Source organism: Nocardioides terrigena (assembly GCF_003047265.1).
Taxonomy (GTDB): domain Bacteria; phylum Actinomycetota; class Actinomycetes; order Propionibacteriales; family Nocardioidaceae; genus Nocardioides; species Nocardioides terrigena.
Genome location: NZ_PZYY01000006.1, coordinates 36,232 through 50,892 on the forward strand (window position 1 = coordinate 36,232; position 14,661 = coordinate 50,892).

Sequence of the window (14,661 nt, forward strand, 5' to 3'; positions counted from 1 at the left end):
CCTCGCTCAGGCCGGGGCCAGCGCGTCGCGGATGGCGGCGATGTGCGTCGGTGTCGAGCCGCAGCAGCCGCCGACCAGGTCGATCCCGAGCCCGGCCAGCCGGGAGGCGTGCGCGGCCAGATCACCGGGAGTGGCGTCGTACTCGAAGTGGTCGCCCACCACCTGGGGGAGACCGGCGTTCGACTGGGCGACCAGGAGCAGACCGGCGGGGCGGGCCTGCACCATCTGGTCGGCGATGATCTCCATCTCGGCCGGACCCCGTCCGCAGTTGGCGCCGACGGCGTCGGCACCCGCCGCGGCGAGGTGCGTCACGGCATCGCCCGGGCGGACGCCCATCATGGTGCGCACGTTGGTGTCGAAGCTCATCGTCACGACGACCGGGAGGTCGGGTGCGACCTCCCGCGCGGCAGCCAGGGCCGCGTCGGCCTCGCCGAGGTCGCTCAGGGTCTCGACCAGGACCAGGTCGATGCCGCCCTCGACCAGTGCCGTGAGCTGCTCGGCGAAGAGCGCCTGTGCCTCCTCGGGCGTCATGGTCCCGAGCGGCGCGAGCAGCTCACCCGTCGGTCCGAGGTCGCCGGCGACGAGCAGTCCGTGCTCGTCGGCCACCGACCGGGCGATCTGCGCCGCCGTCCGGTTGACCTCGTCGAGCCGGTCACCGAGCCCGTGCATGTCCAGGCGCGGCCGGGTGCCGCCGAAGGTGTTGGTCGTGAGCAGCCGGGCACCCGCCTCGGCGTACGCCGCGTGCGCCGCGCGGACGGCGGCCGGGTTCTCGAGGTTCCAGAGCTCACCGGGCGCGCCGTCCTCGAGGCCGCTGTCCTGGAGCAGGGTGCCCATGCCGCCGTCGAGGAGCACCGGACGGTCCGCGCCCAGCAGCGCCGGGAGCCGGCTCACCGGCCCAACCCGTCGAGGTATCCGGCGACCCGCTCGGCCGGCCACTCCGCCTCCAGCTCGGCGACGACCCGGTCGAGCACCTCGGTCGGCGTGCCGGTCGCCCCGGTCCAGGAGGACCGCTCCCAGCCGGCGAGGTAGTCGTCCGCACCGGTGTCGCCGAGTCGCATCGCCGCCTCGTCGATGGCCTCCTGGAACCGTGTCGCGAGCTGGGACTTCACGGTCTCGTCGTCGGCCCGGGCCGCGACCATGGAGGGCAGCTCGCGCCACCGCGTCACCTGGTACTCCGTCATGCAAGGGAGCGTAGGTGCGACGGCGCATCCCGGGGGAGGCGTTCGAGGGTTGGAACCCCGGGCCGCGGGCGTGCCGGCCCCGTTCGTGGAGGAGACCTCGGTAGCGTCCGGGCGTGGCCAGTCGTGGACGATCCGGTGCTCGTCGGCGCAGCACGTCCGCGCGCCGGAGCGGCACACGGCAGCAGCGACCGTTGCCGGCTGCAGGGCCGGGTGAGCGGCTGTGGGTGCTCGACGTCCCGTACGGGACGCAGGTCGACGGCGCCACCTGGCACCCGGCCGTCAAGACCCACCTGTACGTCGGCCGCGCCCTGCCCGTGCACCTCGCGCCCTACGCCCCGGGGCCCTACACGCTCGGTCGGTTCATCGAGAACACCCTCAATCCTGACGATCCCACGCCGAGCCCGGAGCCGACCGACGAGCTCGAGCCGCGGCGCATCCAGTTCGAGGCGGCCGATGCGATCGCCGCGCGCGCCGAGGCGGGCGGACGGCAGTTCCTGCTCGCCGACGAGCCCGGCGTCGGCAAGACGGTCGCCGCGGTTCTCGGGGCGACGGCGGTGGGCGACCTCCGCGGTGCGCGACGGGTGCTCGTCGTGGCCGACCGGCCCGCCGCGATCACCATCGGCCACTGGTGCCGCACGATCACCGCGCTGGGGGACGGCGGCCTGGAGTGGGTCGTGATCACGTGGGACCGGCTGGAGAAGGTCACGGACCACACCTGGGACGTGATCATCGCGGACGAGGCCCACGCGCTGCGACGTACGACGACGAAGCGGTGGAAGCTCTGGGCGCGGATCTCGGGACACGGGAAGCCGCACGACAAGGCGCCGTTCGTCATCGCGACCACCGCGACGCCCGGACACACGCCGCTCGAGCTGCCCTACCTCGCACCGGCGTACGCGCAGGTGCTCGGGGAGTCGATCAAGGAGTGGACCTCGGCGACGCAACCGGGGGACGCGTTCGCCACCGCGCTCGAGCGCCACGGCGTCGGGGTCGAACGGGGACGCTACGGCGCGACGTGGACCACCGATCCGGCGCGGCGCGCCGCGGATCTCAAGCTCGTGCGCGGCTGGCTCGACGAGGAGCGGCCCCCGGCGATGCTGCACCGGGCCGCGCCGTGGGGGCCGGTGCCCATCTCCGGGATGCCGGTGGCGCTCACGCCGGCGGAGCGGACGGCGTACGAGGCCGAATGGGGAGAGTTCTGTCGTGAGATGGACATCGCCCGGCGCGGCCGCAACGTCGCCAAGGGTCGGGCCGCACTGCTGCGCTTCCGGCAGAAGGCCGGGCTGATCCGCGTCGACTCGACGGTCGCCTGGATCGCCCAGCAGGTCGAGGCCGAGCGACAGGTGGCGTGCTCGGTGGAGTTCGTCGGGACCGCCGCCGACCCGATCGCCGACCGGCTGCGCGACTCCGGCATCGAGGTCGCCACGATCTACGGCCGCGACCGGTTCGATCCCGAGGCCGAGCGGCTCCGGTTCCAGACCGGGCAGGCCAAGGTCTGCGTCTTCACCACGGTCGCCTCGATCAGCCTGCACGCCGGGGAGACCCTGGCCGACGGACGCCGGGCGAGCACGGAGCCGCGGGTCGGTGTCTTCCACCAGGCCCGCTTCTCCGGCATCGCCGGACGGCAGGTCACCGGCCGCACCCACCGCGACCACCAGGTCTCACCGTGGCACATCGCCTACGCCGAAGGCACCGTCGAGGAGCAGGTCGGCAAGGTGATGGTGGAGCGGATCGCCGCGGCCTCCGACACCGTGGGCGGCGACACCAGCGGCCTCGCCGACCTCGCCCAGCTCCTCGGAGCCGACTGGCTGCCCGTCACGACCCTGACCGAGGACGGCGGCTGATCGCTGGCTGCGTGGCTCCGTCCGATGGGGGGATCGGTGCTCCCTGAATGTCGATGCTGATGTGCGCGACGGTGGACACCACAGCGTCCCGGTCCACCACGGCCTGGGTGCTCGACATCCGACATCCACCGTCAACCAGCAGGAGAGACGCCATGCCTCGCACCGACATCGACATCACCGTCCCGGACCTGTCCGGCAAGCGTGCCGTGCTGACCGGGGGCAGCGACGGCATCGGCCTCGGGATCGCCCACCGCCTCGCCGCGGCCGGCGCCGAGCTGGTCCTGCCGGTGCGCAACCCGGGCAAGGGCCGGGCCGCAGCCGCGGAGATCCGGGCCGCCGCCCCCGGTGCCACGGTCACCCTGCATGACCTCGACCTGTCGTCGCTCGGGTCCGTCGCCGCCTTCGGCGAGACCATGCGCGCCGAGGGCGGCCCGATCCACCTCCTGATCAGCAACGCCGGCGTGATGACGCCGCCGGCGCGGCAGACCACCGCCGACGGCCACGAGCTGCAGATGGGGACCAACCACCTCGGTCACGTCGCCCTGGTGGCCCACCTGATGCCGCTGCTGCGGGCCGGCCGGGCCAGGGTGACCTCCCAGGTCAGCGTCGCCGCAGCCAGCGGGAGCATCCACTGGGACGACCTGGGCTGGGAGCGCTCGTACGACGGGATGAAGGCCTACCGGCAGTCCAAGATCGCGTTCGGGCTGTTCGGCCTCGAGCTCGACCGCCGCAGCAAGGCCCTCGGGTGGGGCATCACCAGCAACCTCTCCCACCCCGGCATCGCCCCCACCCGCCTGCTCTCCTCCCGACCCGAGCTCGGCCGCGAGCGCGACACCGTCGGGGTGCGGCTGATCCGGGTCCTCTCCAGGCGCGGCATCCTCGCCGGCACCGCCCGGACCGCCGGCCTCCCCGCGCTGTTCGCCGCCACCTCACCCGACGCCGGGGGCGGCCGCCTCTACGGTCCCAGCGGGTTCCAGCACCTGGGCGGAGCCCCGGCGGAGCAGCAGCTGTACAAGCCGCTGCGCGACGAGGAGGAGGCCGAGCGTGCCTGGCTGACGTCGGTGGAGCTCGCCGGGGTCACCTTTCCCGCCGGCGCGGATGACCGTCGGTCGACCGACGACCCGGCCGACCCGGCCATGCAGGCGGAGTAGAAGCGTCTGGCAGCCTTCGTTCACGCCGGAGAGGGAGAAATGATGACGATCGACCGGAGCCAGATGGCGGAGTTCCTGCGCCGTCGCCGCGAGGCGCTCCAGCCCGAGGACGTGGGCATGCCGCGCGGACAGCGACGCCGCACCCGCGGCCTGCGCCGTGAGGAGGTCGCCGCCCTGTGCCACATGTCGACCGACTACTACACACGCCTCGAGCAGGAGCGTGGTCCCCAGCCCTCGGAGCAGATGATCGCCTCGATCGCCCAGGGCCTGCACCTGACCGTCCCCGAGCGTGACCACCTCTTCCGCCTCGCCGGGCACCAGCCGCCCGCCCGCGGCCCCAGCAGCGAGCACGTCAGCCCCGGCATGCTGCGGATCTTCGACCGCCTCGCCGACACCCCGGCCGAGATCGTCACCGAGCTCGGCGAGACCCTGCGCCAGACTCCGCCCAAGGTCGCCCTCGTGGGCGACTGGACCCGCTACCGAGGTCCCGCGCGCAGCAACGGCTACCGCTGGTTCACCGACCCCGCCACCCGGGACATCTACGTGCCCGAGGACCACGAGTTCCTCTCCCGCATGTACGCCGCCGGCCTCCGCGGGATCGCCGCCGTCCGTGGACCGGGCTCGCGAGCCGCCCACCTGGCCGAGCTGCTGCTCGAGCAGAGCGAGGAGTTCCGCACCCTGTGGGCCGACCACGAGATCGGCCTCGAGCCCGACGACGTCAAGCGCTTCCAGCACCCCGAGGTCGGCCGGCTCGACCTCAACTGCCAAGTGCTCTTCGACCCCCACCAGTCGCACCGACTCATGGTCTACACCGCCGACCCCGGCACGGAGAGCTACGAGAAGCTCCAGATGCTCACCGTCATCGGCGCCCAGAGCCTCTCCTCGTCCTGACCCGCTCCGGCGCGCCCGCTCCGCTGGTCGGGCGTATCACCGCCGGGGTCTGCCGACTCCTCTAGGGCAGGACGGTTCGCGTCGTGCGGGCCGTCGACGGACCGAAGGGAGGCACGGGTGTCGATCGCCCCGCCCCTCTCGCCGATCCCACGGCAGCAGCATCACGCCGAGCTGCGCGTCGGCCCGACGGGCGCTGCGACCACACCGATGCTCACCGTCGACCTGGCGACGGTCCGCGACTCCTACCGACAGCTGCAGGCCGCGCTGCCCGGCGTCGACCTGCACTATGCGGTCAAGGCCAACCCGTCCGAGCCGGTGCTCTACGTGCTCCTCGACGAGGGCGCTCGCTGGGACGTCGCCAGTCCCGGCGAGATCGACGCCGTCCTCGCCGTCGACCCCGATCCGTCGCGGATCTCCTACGGCAACACGGTGAAGAAGGCCGTCGACATCGCGCACGCCCACGCCCGCGGCGTACGCAGGTTTGCCGTCGACTGCGACGCCGAGCTGGACAAGCTGATCGACCTGGCACCTGGCGCCACACTGCTGGTACGGATCACCACCAGCGGAGCCGGCGCCGACTGGGCGCTGGGCCAGAAGTTCGGCTGCGACGAGGTGACGGCCGGCCGGTTGCTCGCCCGGGCGCTCACGCACGGCCACCCGGTGGGCATCTGCTTCCACGTCGGGAGCCAGCAGCACGACGTCACGGCGTGGGACGAGCCGCTGGCGACGACCGCCCGGTTGCGTACGCTCGTCCGAGACCATGGCTCCGACCTCGCCGTCGTCGACCTCGGCGGAGGCTTTCCGGCGCACGCCGCCGATCCGACGCCGGACGTGTCGTCGTTCGGCACCGCGATCATGGCTGCGGTCGGGCGCCACCTCGGCCCGGACGTGCCGCCGCTCATGGCCGAGCCGGGTCGTGTGCTCGTCGCCGACGCCGGCACCCTCGAGACCGAGGTGGTCCTCGTCTCCGAGCGCGCCGGCCGGCGCTGGGTGTACGTCGACGTGGGGCTGTTCTCCGGGCTGGCCGAGACGATGGGGGAGGCGATCCGCTACCGGATCACTGCCCACCGCGTCGGGCGCCCGCTCCAGGGACGGACCGCAGACGTCGTCCTGGCCGGACCGACGTGTGACAGCGTCGACGTCCTCTACCAGCAGCACCGTCCCCAGCTGCCTGTCGACCTGCAGGCGGGCGACCGGCTGCGTATCCATGCGGCCGGCGCGTACACCACGACGTACTCCTCGGTCGGGTTCAACGGGTTCGCGCCCCTCCGCGAGGTCCACCGGTGAGCTCCCCGGGTTTCCGGTCGGCACTGGCGAGCAGGGCGTTTCGCCGGCTCTGCCTCGCTCACGGCGTGGCGACCGTCGGGCAGCTCGTGCTCACCCTCGCGGTGGGCGTCCACGTCCTGCTGGAGACCCGGTCCGGCGTCTGGGTCTCCGTCACCGTCGCGCTGGCGTTCGCGCCGTACGCCGTCTGCTCCGCGCTCGCCGGCGTCCTGGCCGACCGCCGGTCGCGCAGCGCCGTGCTGGCCGGCGCCGCGTGGGTGCGAGCGGCCCTCGCGCTCGGGCTCGTCGTCGGGACGGTCGTCGGGTGGCCGGTCGCCGCCATGGTCGGCGTCACCGCCCTGATCGCGGTGGCCGCGACGCCGTCGTTCCCCGCGCTCGCCGCCGCCACGCCGGAGTGCGTGCCGGACCGCGACCTGCCGGCGGCGAACGCGCTCGTCACCTGTGTCGAGAACGTCACCTGGATCGGCGGGCCCGGAGTGTTCGGGCTGCTCGTCCTGGCCGGGGCGGGGACGGAAGGCGCGGTGCTCGTCGCGGCCGTCCTGTTCGTCGGCGCCGGTACCGTAGCCATGCCCGTGCGACTCCATCGACCGGTGCGGGCCCAGCCGACCGGCTGGCTGGGCGACCTCGTCGCCGGGGTGGCAACCGTGGCCCGTCGGCCCGAGATCCGCCGACCCATGAGCCTCGCCGTCCTCGACAACTTCCTCTACGGCTACCTGGTCGTGGCCATCGTGCTGCTCGCCGACACGGCGCCGGCGGGGGACAGCCCGCTCGGTCTGCTCAACGCCACCCTGACCGCGGGGGCCCTGGCGTCGATGCTGGTCGTCAACCGGTTCACCCGCGGCGACCGGACCTCCGCGGTCCTGGTCGTGACCCTCCTCGGCTTCTGCGCCACCCTCGTCGTCCTGGGAGCGGTCGGCGCCTCCGCGCTCGGCGTCGCGCTCGTCGCGGTCGCCGGTGGCACGACCCTGGTGGCGGAGGTGGCGGCGGTGACGCTGCTCCAGCGCGGGACCGACAGCGCGACGCTCGCCCGGGTGTTCGGGATCTACGACCAGCTCAACGTGGGCGCCATCGCGCTCGGCTCGCTGCTGGCCGGTCCGCTCTCGGCGGTGGCGGGGCCACGCGGCGGGCTGGTCGCCGTCGCCGGCCTCGGGATCGTGCTCACGCTGCCGGTCCTCGTCGGGCAGCTCCGCCGCCGTGCTCCAGGGCTCTCGTCAGCGCAGACGTCGGGCCCGGAGACCTCGAGCTCCTGGGGGAGCAGGCGCACCTCCGCCGCCACCAGCGTCCGGGACGCATGACGTTCACCGCCACCCCTTGTGGCACGGAGCCGCCGAGTCGTATCTTGCGAAGACTGTGACCTGCATCACACCCCGTCCGCAGGAGGTCCCGCATGACGCAGCTCGACCGGGAGGGCCCAGCAGATCCGGTGTCCGTGCCGTTCACCCCAGGGATGCGCGACAACCCCGTCGAGCTGACGGAGATACCCGACGAGATCGCGCGCGAGCCCGTCGCCCTCGCGGACCCCACGCTCACCGAGCAGTTCACCGAGGAGTGGCGCAACGCGTCGTACAACTGCTTCTCCTCGGGCCACAAGTTCTGCCGCGAGGTCTGCCCGGTCATGCAGGTGACCCGCAACGAGTCCTGGACGCCGACGGCGTTCCACGCCAACGTCGTCGCGATGGACCGGGGTGAGCTGACGATCGAGGACGTCGCCGCCGACTACGTGAACTGCACCCAGTGCGGCGCCTGCGAGCTGCGCTGTCCCAACACGCTCTTCACCGGGGACTTCTACCGGTTCCGCACTCGCACCGTCGATGTCGTCAAGGCCGTCCGTGCGCTGGCCGTCGAGAGCGGCGTGCACCAGCCGGCCTGGAAGACGTGGAACGCACGTACCGACGAGCTGACCCACGAACCGGTCCTCGGCGAGACCCCGATCAGCCAGGAGCACGTCCGCGACTGGTCCGACGGCCTCGACCTCCCGATCGGCGGGGAGACGGTGCTGTTCGTCGATTGCGAGGCGGCCTTCTACCGCACGTCCGTCCCGCGCGCGGTCGCCCAGATCCTCCAGCAGGCCGGCTACGAGTTCGGGCTGATGGGGGAGCAGTGGTGCTGCGGAGGTCCCGCCGCGGAGATGGGGTACGTCGACCAGGCGAAGCGGTTCGCCCGGCACAACCTCGACAACTGGCGCTCCACCGGGACCACGCGGGTGCTCGTCCTCGACCCGCACGACTACATCTCGTTCACCGAGGACTACCCGAAGTACTTCGGGGCCGACTACGACATCGAGGTGGTGCTGGTCGTCGAGCTGTTCGCCCAGCTGATCCGCGAGGGCCGCCTCACGCCGTCCGTGCCGGTGGAGCGGTCGATCAGCTATCACGACCCGTGTCGGCTCAACAAGCGCAAGGGCATCTGGAAGGAGCCGCGGGAGATCCTGCGCGCGATCCCCGGGCTGGACTTCAAGGACGTCGACCGGGTGACGCAGTGGTCCTACTGCTCCGGCGGCGGCGGTGGCCTCCCGGTCGAGAAGCCCGAGCTCACCGCGGCGATCTCCGCCAGCCGCCTCGAGAAGGCCGCGGCGCTCGGCGTCGACACCCTCGTCAGCGCTTGTCCGTGGTCCGAGCGGCCACTGGGCGAGGCCGGCGACGACGCGCAGATCGACGTGGTCGACATCCACGAGCTGCTCGCCGAGTCGCTCGGGATCACGGTCGGCGGCACCCGGCGCGGTCCCGGAGGCGACGGGGCATGACCATCCAGGCCGAACGGCTCGACGAGGTCGTCACCGCGCTGCGCACGGTCCTGGCCGACGACCAGATCCTCACGTCCAAGCCGGACCGCTACAACCGGGCCCGAGTCCCGGCCCCGTTCCCGGTGCACCGCTGGTCCGAACGGCTGCCCGACCTCGCCGTCCTCCCCACGAGCACCGCGCAGGTCGCCGGCGTCGTCCGCATCGCCCACGACCTCAGGGTGCCCATCGTGCCGCGCGACGGCGGCACCGGTCTCACCGACGGCGCCGTCCCGCTCCGCGGCGGCATCGTGGTCGACGTCAAGCGGATGAACCAGGTCAAGGAGCTCGACCTCGAGAACCGCACCGTCACCGTCGGCACCGGCATCAGCATGCTCAAGCTCAACGAGCAGCTCGCGGCGCACGGGCTCTTCTACCCCGACGACCCCGCGTCGTACCCCTGCTCGCTGGTGGGCGGGCGCATCGGCACCAGCGGGTGGTCGCTCATCGGCTCCCGGTACGGCCACACGCGCGACCTGGTGCTCAGCTTCGACCACGTGCTCCCCACCGGTGAGGTGATGCACGTCGGCGACGGGATCGGCCACAAGATCAGCAAGTCCTCCAGCGGCTACCAGCTCAAGCACCTGTTCATGGGCCACCAGGGCACGCTGGGGATCGCCACCGAGGCCACGCTCAAGCTGTTCCCGAAGCCCGAGGCCGAGCTGTCGCCGTTCTGGGCCTTCGACAACTACGACGACGCGTACCGCTGCGTCGGCGCCCTCGCCCGCGCCGGCGTCGCGACGTTCGCTGGAGCGGTGCTCTTCGACGAGTGGAAGGTCGCCTACCTGCGCAGGGACGACGAGGCGTACATCCCGCAGCCGCGCGACGTGCGGGCGCTGGTGTGCGCGGTCATGTACGGCTACGAGGACGAGGTCCGGCCGGCGGGCAGGCGGCTGTTCAGGATCGCGAAGGAGCACGGCGCGCGCTACCTCGGCGACGAGATCTCCGAGGGCGACTGGGCGGCGCGGCACGACCGCTACGCGACGCCCCTGCACGGCCGGACCAAGTCCGGTCAGGTCGTGCCGATGAGCTGGCACTGCGAGGACGCGGCGGTCAACTACACCCAGCTCCCCGCGGTGTCGAGGGCCTGGCACGAGATCGTCGCCGACCTGCGGCGGCGTACGGACGTGTTCGACGACTGGGGCATGTTCACCTACACCTCCGGCAACACCGGCGTCGACTACCTCACCGAGATCGACGTCGGCATCTGGGAGCAGCAGCTCGACGACCGCGCCTGGGAGATGTGGGTCAAGGCCAAGCGCGACATCGCCGCCGTGGCCCTCGCCCACCAGGGCTCGATCAGTGCCTGCCACGGCTCCTGCCGTGAGGGGGAGGTCGACCTGGTGCCCGACGAGCTGGGTCGCGGCTTCGACGTGATGCTCGACCTCAAGCGCTCCCTCGACCCGCACAACATCATGAATCCCGGGAAGTACCTCCTCGACCGTGCCTACGAGACGGGACCCACCCCATGAGTGACGAGCGCAGGGAACCCATCGGCTACCGCTACGCCGAGCAGGTCACGCCTCCCGAGCCGACCCGGGTGTCCGACGTCGCGATCACCACCCACGAGCACGTCTTCGAGGTCGACCCCCGCCTGATGGAGCGCTGGGTGCTCCAGCAGGAGTTCCCCAACTGGGACAGCCTGCGGATCATGAACAGTCGCGCTGACCACCTCGAGTGGATGCACCGGCACTTCGCGACCAAGGTCGTCACCGGCTCTGAGCTCCTCGCCGAGGTCGAGGCCGCTGCGGATCCAGCGGGTGCGTGATGCCGCCCAGCAGCGCGCCCGGTCCCCACCACGACGACGACCTCCACCTCGAGAAGCTCGGCTACACCTCGGAGTTCCGGCGGGAGATGAGCCCGTGGGCCAACTTCGCCCTCGGCTTCACCTACCTCTCGCCGGTGGTGGGCATCTACACGCTGTTCGCGATCGCGCTGGCCACGGGCGGTCCGCCGATGATCTGGTGGCTGCTGATCGTCGGCCTCGGCCAGCTCCTGGTCGCGCTGGTGTTCGGCGAGATCGTGTCGCAGTTCCCCGTGGCGGGAGGCGTCTACCCGTGGGCGCGGCGCCTGTGGGGCGTCAAGTGGGCCTGGATGACCGGGTGGGTCTACCTCATCGCGTTGCTGACCACGATCGCCGCCGTCGTCTACGGGTCCGGTCCCTACCTCGCGCAGCTCCTCGGCTTCACGGCCGGCACCACCTCCACGGTCGTCTGTGCGCTGATCCTGCTCGCGCTGGCGCTGGCCATCAACCTCATGGGGACCAGGTGGCTCGCCTACGCGGCCATCATCGGTTTCACCGCCGAGATCCTCGGCGCCCTCGCGGTGGGGGCATGGCTGTTGATCTCCGAGCGGGCCCAGAACCTGTCGGTGCTCTTCGACACCCAGGGCGTGAGCGACGGTGGCAGCTACTTCTCCGCCTTCATGGCGGCAGCCCTGATCGGCATCTTCCAGTACTACGGCTTCGAAGCCTGTGGCGACGTCGCCGAGGAGGTCCCGGACCCCACGCGGCAGATCCCCAGGGCGATGCGGATGACCATCTACGTCGGGGGTGCGGCCGCCATCTTCGTCTGCCTGTCGCTGCTGCTCGCCGTCAAGGACTACGCGGCCGTCATCAGCGGTGACGACCCCGACCCGGTCACGACCATCCTCAACGACGCGTTCGGCGTCACCGGGACGAAGGTCGTGCTCCTCGTCGTCATGGTCTCGTTCCTGTCGTGCGCCCTCAGCCTGATGGCCGCCGCGAGTCGCCTGATGTACGCCTACGCCCGCGACGAGATGATCGTGTTCTCGCACCTGCTCCGGACGTTCCAGCCCACGCGCCACGTGCCGCCGTACGCCATGGCGGTGGCCGCCGCGGTGCCCGCGGTGATCGTGCTCGGATCGATCTTCTCGACCAAGGCGCTGACCTCCATCATCTCCTTCGCGACGCTGGGCATCTACCTCGGCTTCCAGATGGTCGTCCTGGCCGCGCTCCGCGCGCGCCTGAAGGGATGGCGTCCGAGCGGGCCCTTCAGCCTCGGCCCCTGGGGCATGGTCGTCAACGTGGTCGCCCTGGCGTACGGCGTGCTGGCGATGATCAACATGGCGTGGCCCCGCACACCGGACGCCCCCTGGTACGACAACTGGCTCGTCGCGCTCTCCGCCGCGGTCGGTGTCGGGGCTGGGGCGATCTACCTCTTCTTCGGCCGGCCCCACCTGCGCAGCGACGCCACTGCGGGCGACGCCGTACCCACCGTGCCGTCCACCTCTCCCACCACGGGCACCGCCGACCGATGAGGAACCAGGGCAGCGAACCCACCCAGGAGGAACAGTGAAGTTCAGCTATGTGATCGTCCCGACGTACCCGCTCAGCGAGTCCCTCGCCTCGATCAAGAAGGCCGACGAGCTCGGCTTCTACGGCGTCTACGCCGCGGACGAGACCTGGTGGAAGGACCTCTGGCTGCTCTTCGCGGCCGCGTCCGCCGAGACCTCCCAGATCAGGATGGGCCCGAGCGTGTCCGGCGTGGTGCTGCGCGAGCCCACGCTGATCGCGCAGGCCGCCGCCACCCTCGACGAGCTCAGCGGCGGCCGTGCCGAGGTCGTGCTCTCCAGCGGCAACTTCGGGCTGCTCGCGCAGTACGACATCGACTGGGCGAAGACCAAGCCGCTGTCCCGCGTCAAGGAGGGTGTCCAGGTGATCCGGACGCTCCTCGACGACGGCGCGATCACCCACGACGGGGAGTTCTTCTCCTACAAGGGGCTGTTCACCTTCGCCCGTCCGGTGCAGGACCGGCTGCCGGTGAAGATGGGCGCGATGAAGGGACCGAAGTCGTTCGAGGTGTCGGCGGAGTTCTCCGACGGCTGCCACCACGCGCTGAGCTACACCCGCGAGGCCTACAACTACATGATGGAGCACTGCACCATCGGTGCCGAGCGTGCCGGCAAGAACGTGCAGGACCTCGATCTCGGGGCCTGGGTGGTGTTCTCCTGCGCGGAGGACTCGGCGGTCGCCAAGGACGCGGCCCGCAGCATGGTCGGTCTCTACGCGTCCTCGATGCCGCACGACCAGCTCCGGCGCAACGGCGTCGAGCCCGAGGAGATGGCACCGATCATCCAGGCCATCGGCGCCGGCGACATGGCCAAGGGCATCGAGCTCACCTCGCCGGAGATCGCCGAGCGGCTCTCCATCGCGGGCACGCCCGAGGAGTGTGCGGAGAAGATGCAGCGGGAGATCACGTCCACCGGGATCAACCACCTCATCCTCGCCATCGTCGACAAGGCCATGGTCACGTCACTCATGGGCCGGGAGATCGAGGGAGTGCCCGACGTGGACACCCAGCTGCAGCTGATCCACGACCGGGTGATGCCTGCGTTCGCGTGAGCTTGCACGGCGCCTCAGCGTGCGTGCTGCTGAACGACGTTGAGCACGTTGCCATCGGGAGCGCGGACGAAGAAGCGAGTCACGCCCCATGCCTCGGTTGTCAGGGGATGCACGATCTCGTACCCGCGCTCCTGTGCTTGGCGGTAGGCGGCTTCGACGTCGTCGACCATGACCGAGACCACGGGGTCCACGGGTGCCGTGGCATCGCTGGTCATCACCTGGAGGGTCGCCCTGGATGCCGGCGAGGTGTGGCGGGCCACCCAGCCCAGGTTGAACTCCTCCTCGGCCAACCCGAGGTAGTCGCTGTAGAAGCTCCTGGAGGCGGGGAGGTCGGGTACGTGAAGGTCGGCGATGATCTGCGTGACGCGGATGCGCGACGTGTCGGCACTCCCAGCTGGGCCGGGTTCGCCTGAGGTCTGCTCCGGCGCGGCTCCCAGGAGGTGGATCCAGCGCGGATCCTGCTGGCCCGACCGGCGCTCGATTTCGCACACCAGCGGTTGCGGGCGGCTCGCCATCCGGCGCAGGCAGTCCTCGACCTGGCCCCGGTCGGCGAACCCGTGCAACCGCTCGGTGCGAGTGCGCAGCTCACCCGGCGCCTGAGCGCCGCGGAGCAGCAGGACCGTGAGCAGCGCCCGCTCGTCGGGCTCGAGGGCGAGATGCTCGTCGAGGATCTGGTGGTACTTCAGTGTCCGGCGCCCGGTGTCGGACCATACGATCCGCAGCAGCCCGCGCTCCTTGAGCGACTTCGCGGTCCGCTCGACGGCCTGCTGGTCGAGGTCGGTGACGGGGTCGCGGCTGCTCCTCTGGTTGCACGCCGACACCAGTGCGTTCGCGGAGAGGGGGTAGGTGGCGGGCACGGTCGTCTGCTTCTCCAGCAGGCTGCCGAGGATGCGCTGGTCAGTCGCATCGAGAATGGGGAGTTCGGTCACGTCACGACTGTAGGTCTGCCTTGGCACGAGTGCGTCTCGAACAGCGTCCGTTCGGCAAGAGGGCTACGCCTGCGCCGAGGGTGGCCGATTCGTCGTGACGCAATGCGCCTGTGGGTCCGCACCACTGTTTCCGCAGGTCAGAGGCGTGTGTGGCGAATGGGCTGGCCTGTAGGCCGGGAAGAATCCCCGGGGGAATGACCGTTGGCGGTCATGCACGGCGCAAGCCTCTGACCTGCGGA

13 protein-coding genes are annotated in these 14,661 nt (G+C 71.3%); 10 read left to right on the forward strand and 3 right to left on the reverse strand.

The window, feature by feature from the left end; all coding sequences use genetic code 11:
• Positions 1-6: 6 nt before the first annotated feature.
• Together DAE25_RS13915 and DAE25_RS13920 are read right to left on the reverse strand one after the other, a co-directional pair.
• A complete protein-coding gene (locus tag DAE25_RS13915) occupies positions 7-891 on the reverse strand; it encodes a homocysteine S-methyltransferase family protein (RefSeq protein WP_199907592.1) in 885 nt (294 codons plus the stop codon).
• Complete coding sequence (locus DAE25_RS13920; protein ID WP_107766778.1) at positions 888-1,181, reverse strand: virulence factor; 294 nt, start codon at positions 1,179-1,181, stop codon at positions 888-890. The genes DAE25_RS13915 and DAE25_RS13920 overlap by 4 nt, the downstream gene beginning before the upstream one ends.
• Positions 1,182-1,372: 191 nt before the next feature.
• Between DAE25_RS13920 and DAE25_RS13925 the strand changes: the two genes are divergently transcribed.
• From DAE25_RS13925 to DAE25_RS13970, 10 genes are all read left to right on the forward strand, one after another.
• A complete protein-coding gene (locus DAE25_RS13925; RefSeq protein WP_234411050.1) occupies positions 1,373-3,025 on the forward strand; it encodes a DEAD/DEAH box helicase in 1,653 nt (550 codons plus the stop codon).
• Positions 3,026-3,177: 152 nt separating this feature from the next.
• Entirely contained in the window at positions 3,178-4,176 is a 999-nt protein-coding gene (locus DAE25_RS13930; protein WP_107766780.1) for an SDR family oxidoreductase, read from the forward strand.
• Positions 4,177-4,218: 42 nt separating this feature from the next.
• On the forward strand, positions 4,219-5,067 hold the full coding sequence (locus DAE25_RS13935) for a helix-turn-helix transcriptional regulator (protein WP_107767063.1): 849 nt from the start codon (positions 4,219-4,221) through the stop codon (positions 5,065-5,067).
• A 117-nt stretch (positions 5,068-5,184) separates the two neighbouring features.
• Entirely contained in the window at positions 5,185-6,354 is a 1,170-nt protein-coding gene (locus DAE25_RS13940) for a type III PLP-dependent enzyme (RefSeq protein WP_199907593.1), read from the forward strand.
• Entirely contained in the window at positions 6,351-7,646 is a 1,296-nt protein-coding gene (locus DAE25_RS13945) for an MFS transporter (protein WP_107766781.1), read from the forward strand. Before DAE25_RS13940 ends, DAE25_RS13945 begins: the two co-directional genes overlap by 4 nt.
• 92 nt (positions 7,647-7,738) lie before the next feature.
• The gene (locus DAE25_RS13950) at positions 7,739-9,094 is read left to right on the forward strand and encodes a (Fe-S)-binding protein (protein ID WP_199907594.1); all 1,356 of its coding nucleotides are present in this window, start codon (positions 7,739-7,741) and stop codon (positions 9,092-9,094) included.
• Positions 9,091-10,602, forward strand: coding sequence for an FAD-binding oxidoreductase (locus tag DAE25_RS13955; RefSeq protein ID WP_107766782.1), 1,512 nt, complete (start codon positions 9,091-9,093; stop codon positions 10,600-10,602). Before DAE25_RS13950 ends, DAE25_RS13955 begins: the two co-directional genes overlap by 4 nt.
• On the forward strand, positions 10,599-10,898 hold the full coding sequence (locus tag DAE25_RS13960; RefSeq protein ID WP_107766783.1) for a hypothetical protein: 300 nt from the start codon (positions 10,599-10,601) through the stop codon (positions 10,896-10,898). The genes DAE25_RS13955 and DAE25_RS13960 overlap by 4 nt, the downstream gene beginning before the upstream one ends.
• On the forward strand, positions 10,898-12,409 hold the full coding sequence (locus tag DAE25_RS13965) for an APC family permease (RefSeq protein WP_107766784.1): 1,512 nt from the start codon (positions 10,898-10,900) through the stop codon (positions 12,407-12,409). Before DAE25_RS13960 ends, DAE25_RS13965 begins: the two co-directional genes overlap by 1 nt.
• A gap of 34 nt (positions 12,410-12,443) precedes the next feature.
• On the forward strand, positions 12,444-13,493 hold the full coding sequence (locus tag DAE25_RS13970) for an LLM class flavin-dependent oxidoreductase (RefSeq protein WP_107766785.1): 1,050 nt from the start codon (positions 12,444-12,446) through the stop codon (positions 13,491-13,493).
• A gap of 14 nt (positions 13,494-13,507) precedes the next feature.
• Here DAE25_RS13970 and DAE25_RS23955 read toward each other — a convergent pair whose 3' ends face one another.
• Positions 13,508-14,422 carry a DUF480 domain-containing protein gene (locus DAE25_RS23955; RefSeq protein ID WP_234411052.1) on the reverse strand — a complete coding sequence of 305 codons (915 nt, stop codon included), beginning with the start codon at positions 14,420-14,422 and terminating at the stop codon, positions 13,508-13,510.
• Positions 14,423-14,661: the final 239 nt, after the last annotated feature.

Bases quoted from the DNA above. Each gene is read 5' to 3' on its own strand.
- DAE25_RS13950 (WP_199907594.1), top strand. From the start codon at position 7,739: ATGACGCAGCTCGACCGGGAGGGCCCAGCAGATCCGGTGTCCGTGCCG.
- DAE25_RS13965 (WP_107766784.1), top strand. From the start codon at position 10,898: ATGCCGCCCAGCAGCGCGCCCGGTCCCCACCACGACGACGACCTCCAC.
- DAE25_RS13960 (WP_107766783.1), top strand. From the start codon at position 10,599: ATGAGTGACGAGCGCAGGGAACCCATCGGCTACCGCTACGCCGAGCAG.
- DAE25_RS13930 (WP_107766780.1), top strand. From the start codon at position 3,178: ATGCCTCGCACCGACATCGACATCACCGTCCCGGACCTGTCCGGCAAG.
- DAE25_RS13920 (WP_107766778.1), bottom strand. From the start codon at position 1,181: ATGACGGAGTACCAGGTGACGCGGTGGCGCGAGCTGCCCTCCATGGTC.
- DAE25_RS13935 (WP_107767063.1), top strand. From the start codon at position 4,219: ATGACGATCGACCGGAGCCAGATGGCGGAGTTCCTGCGCCGTCGCCGC.
- DAE25_RS13955 (WP_107766782.1), top strand. From the start codon at position 9,091: ATGACCATCCAGGCCGAACGGCTCGACGAGGTCGTCACCGCGCTGCGC.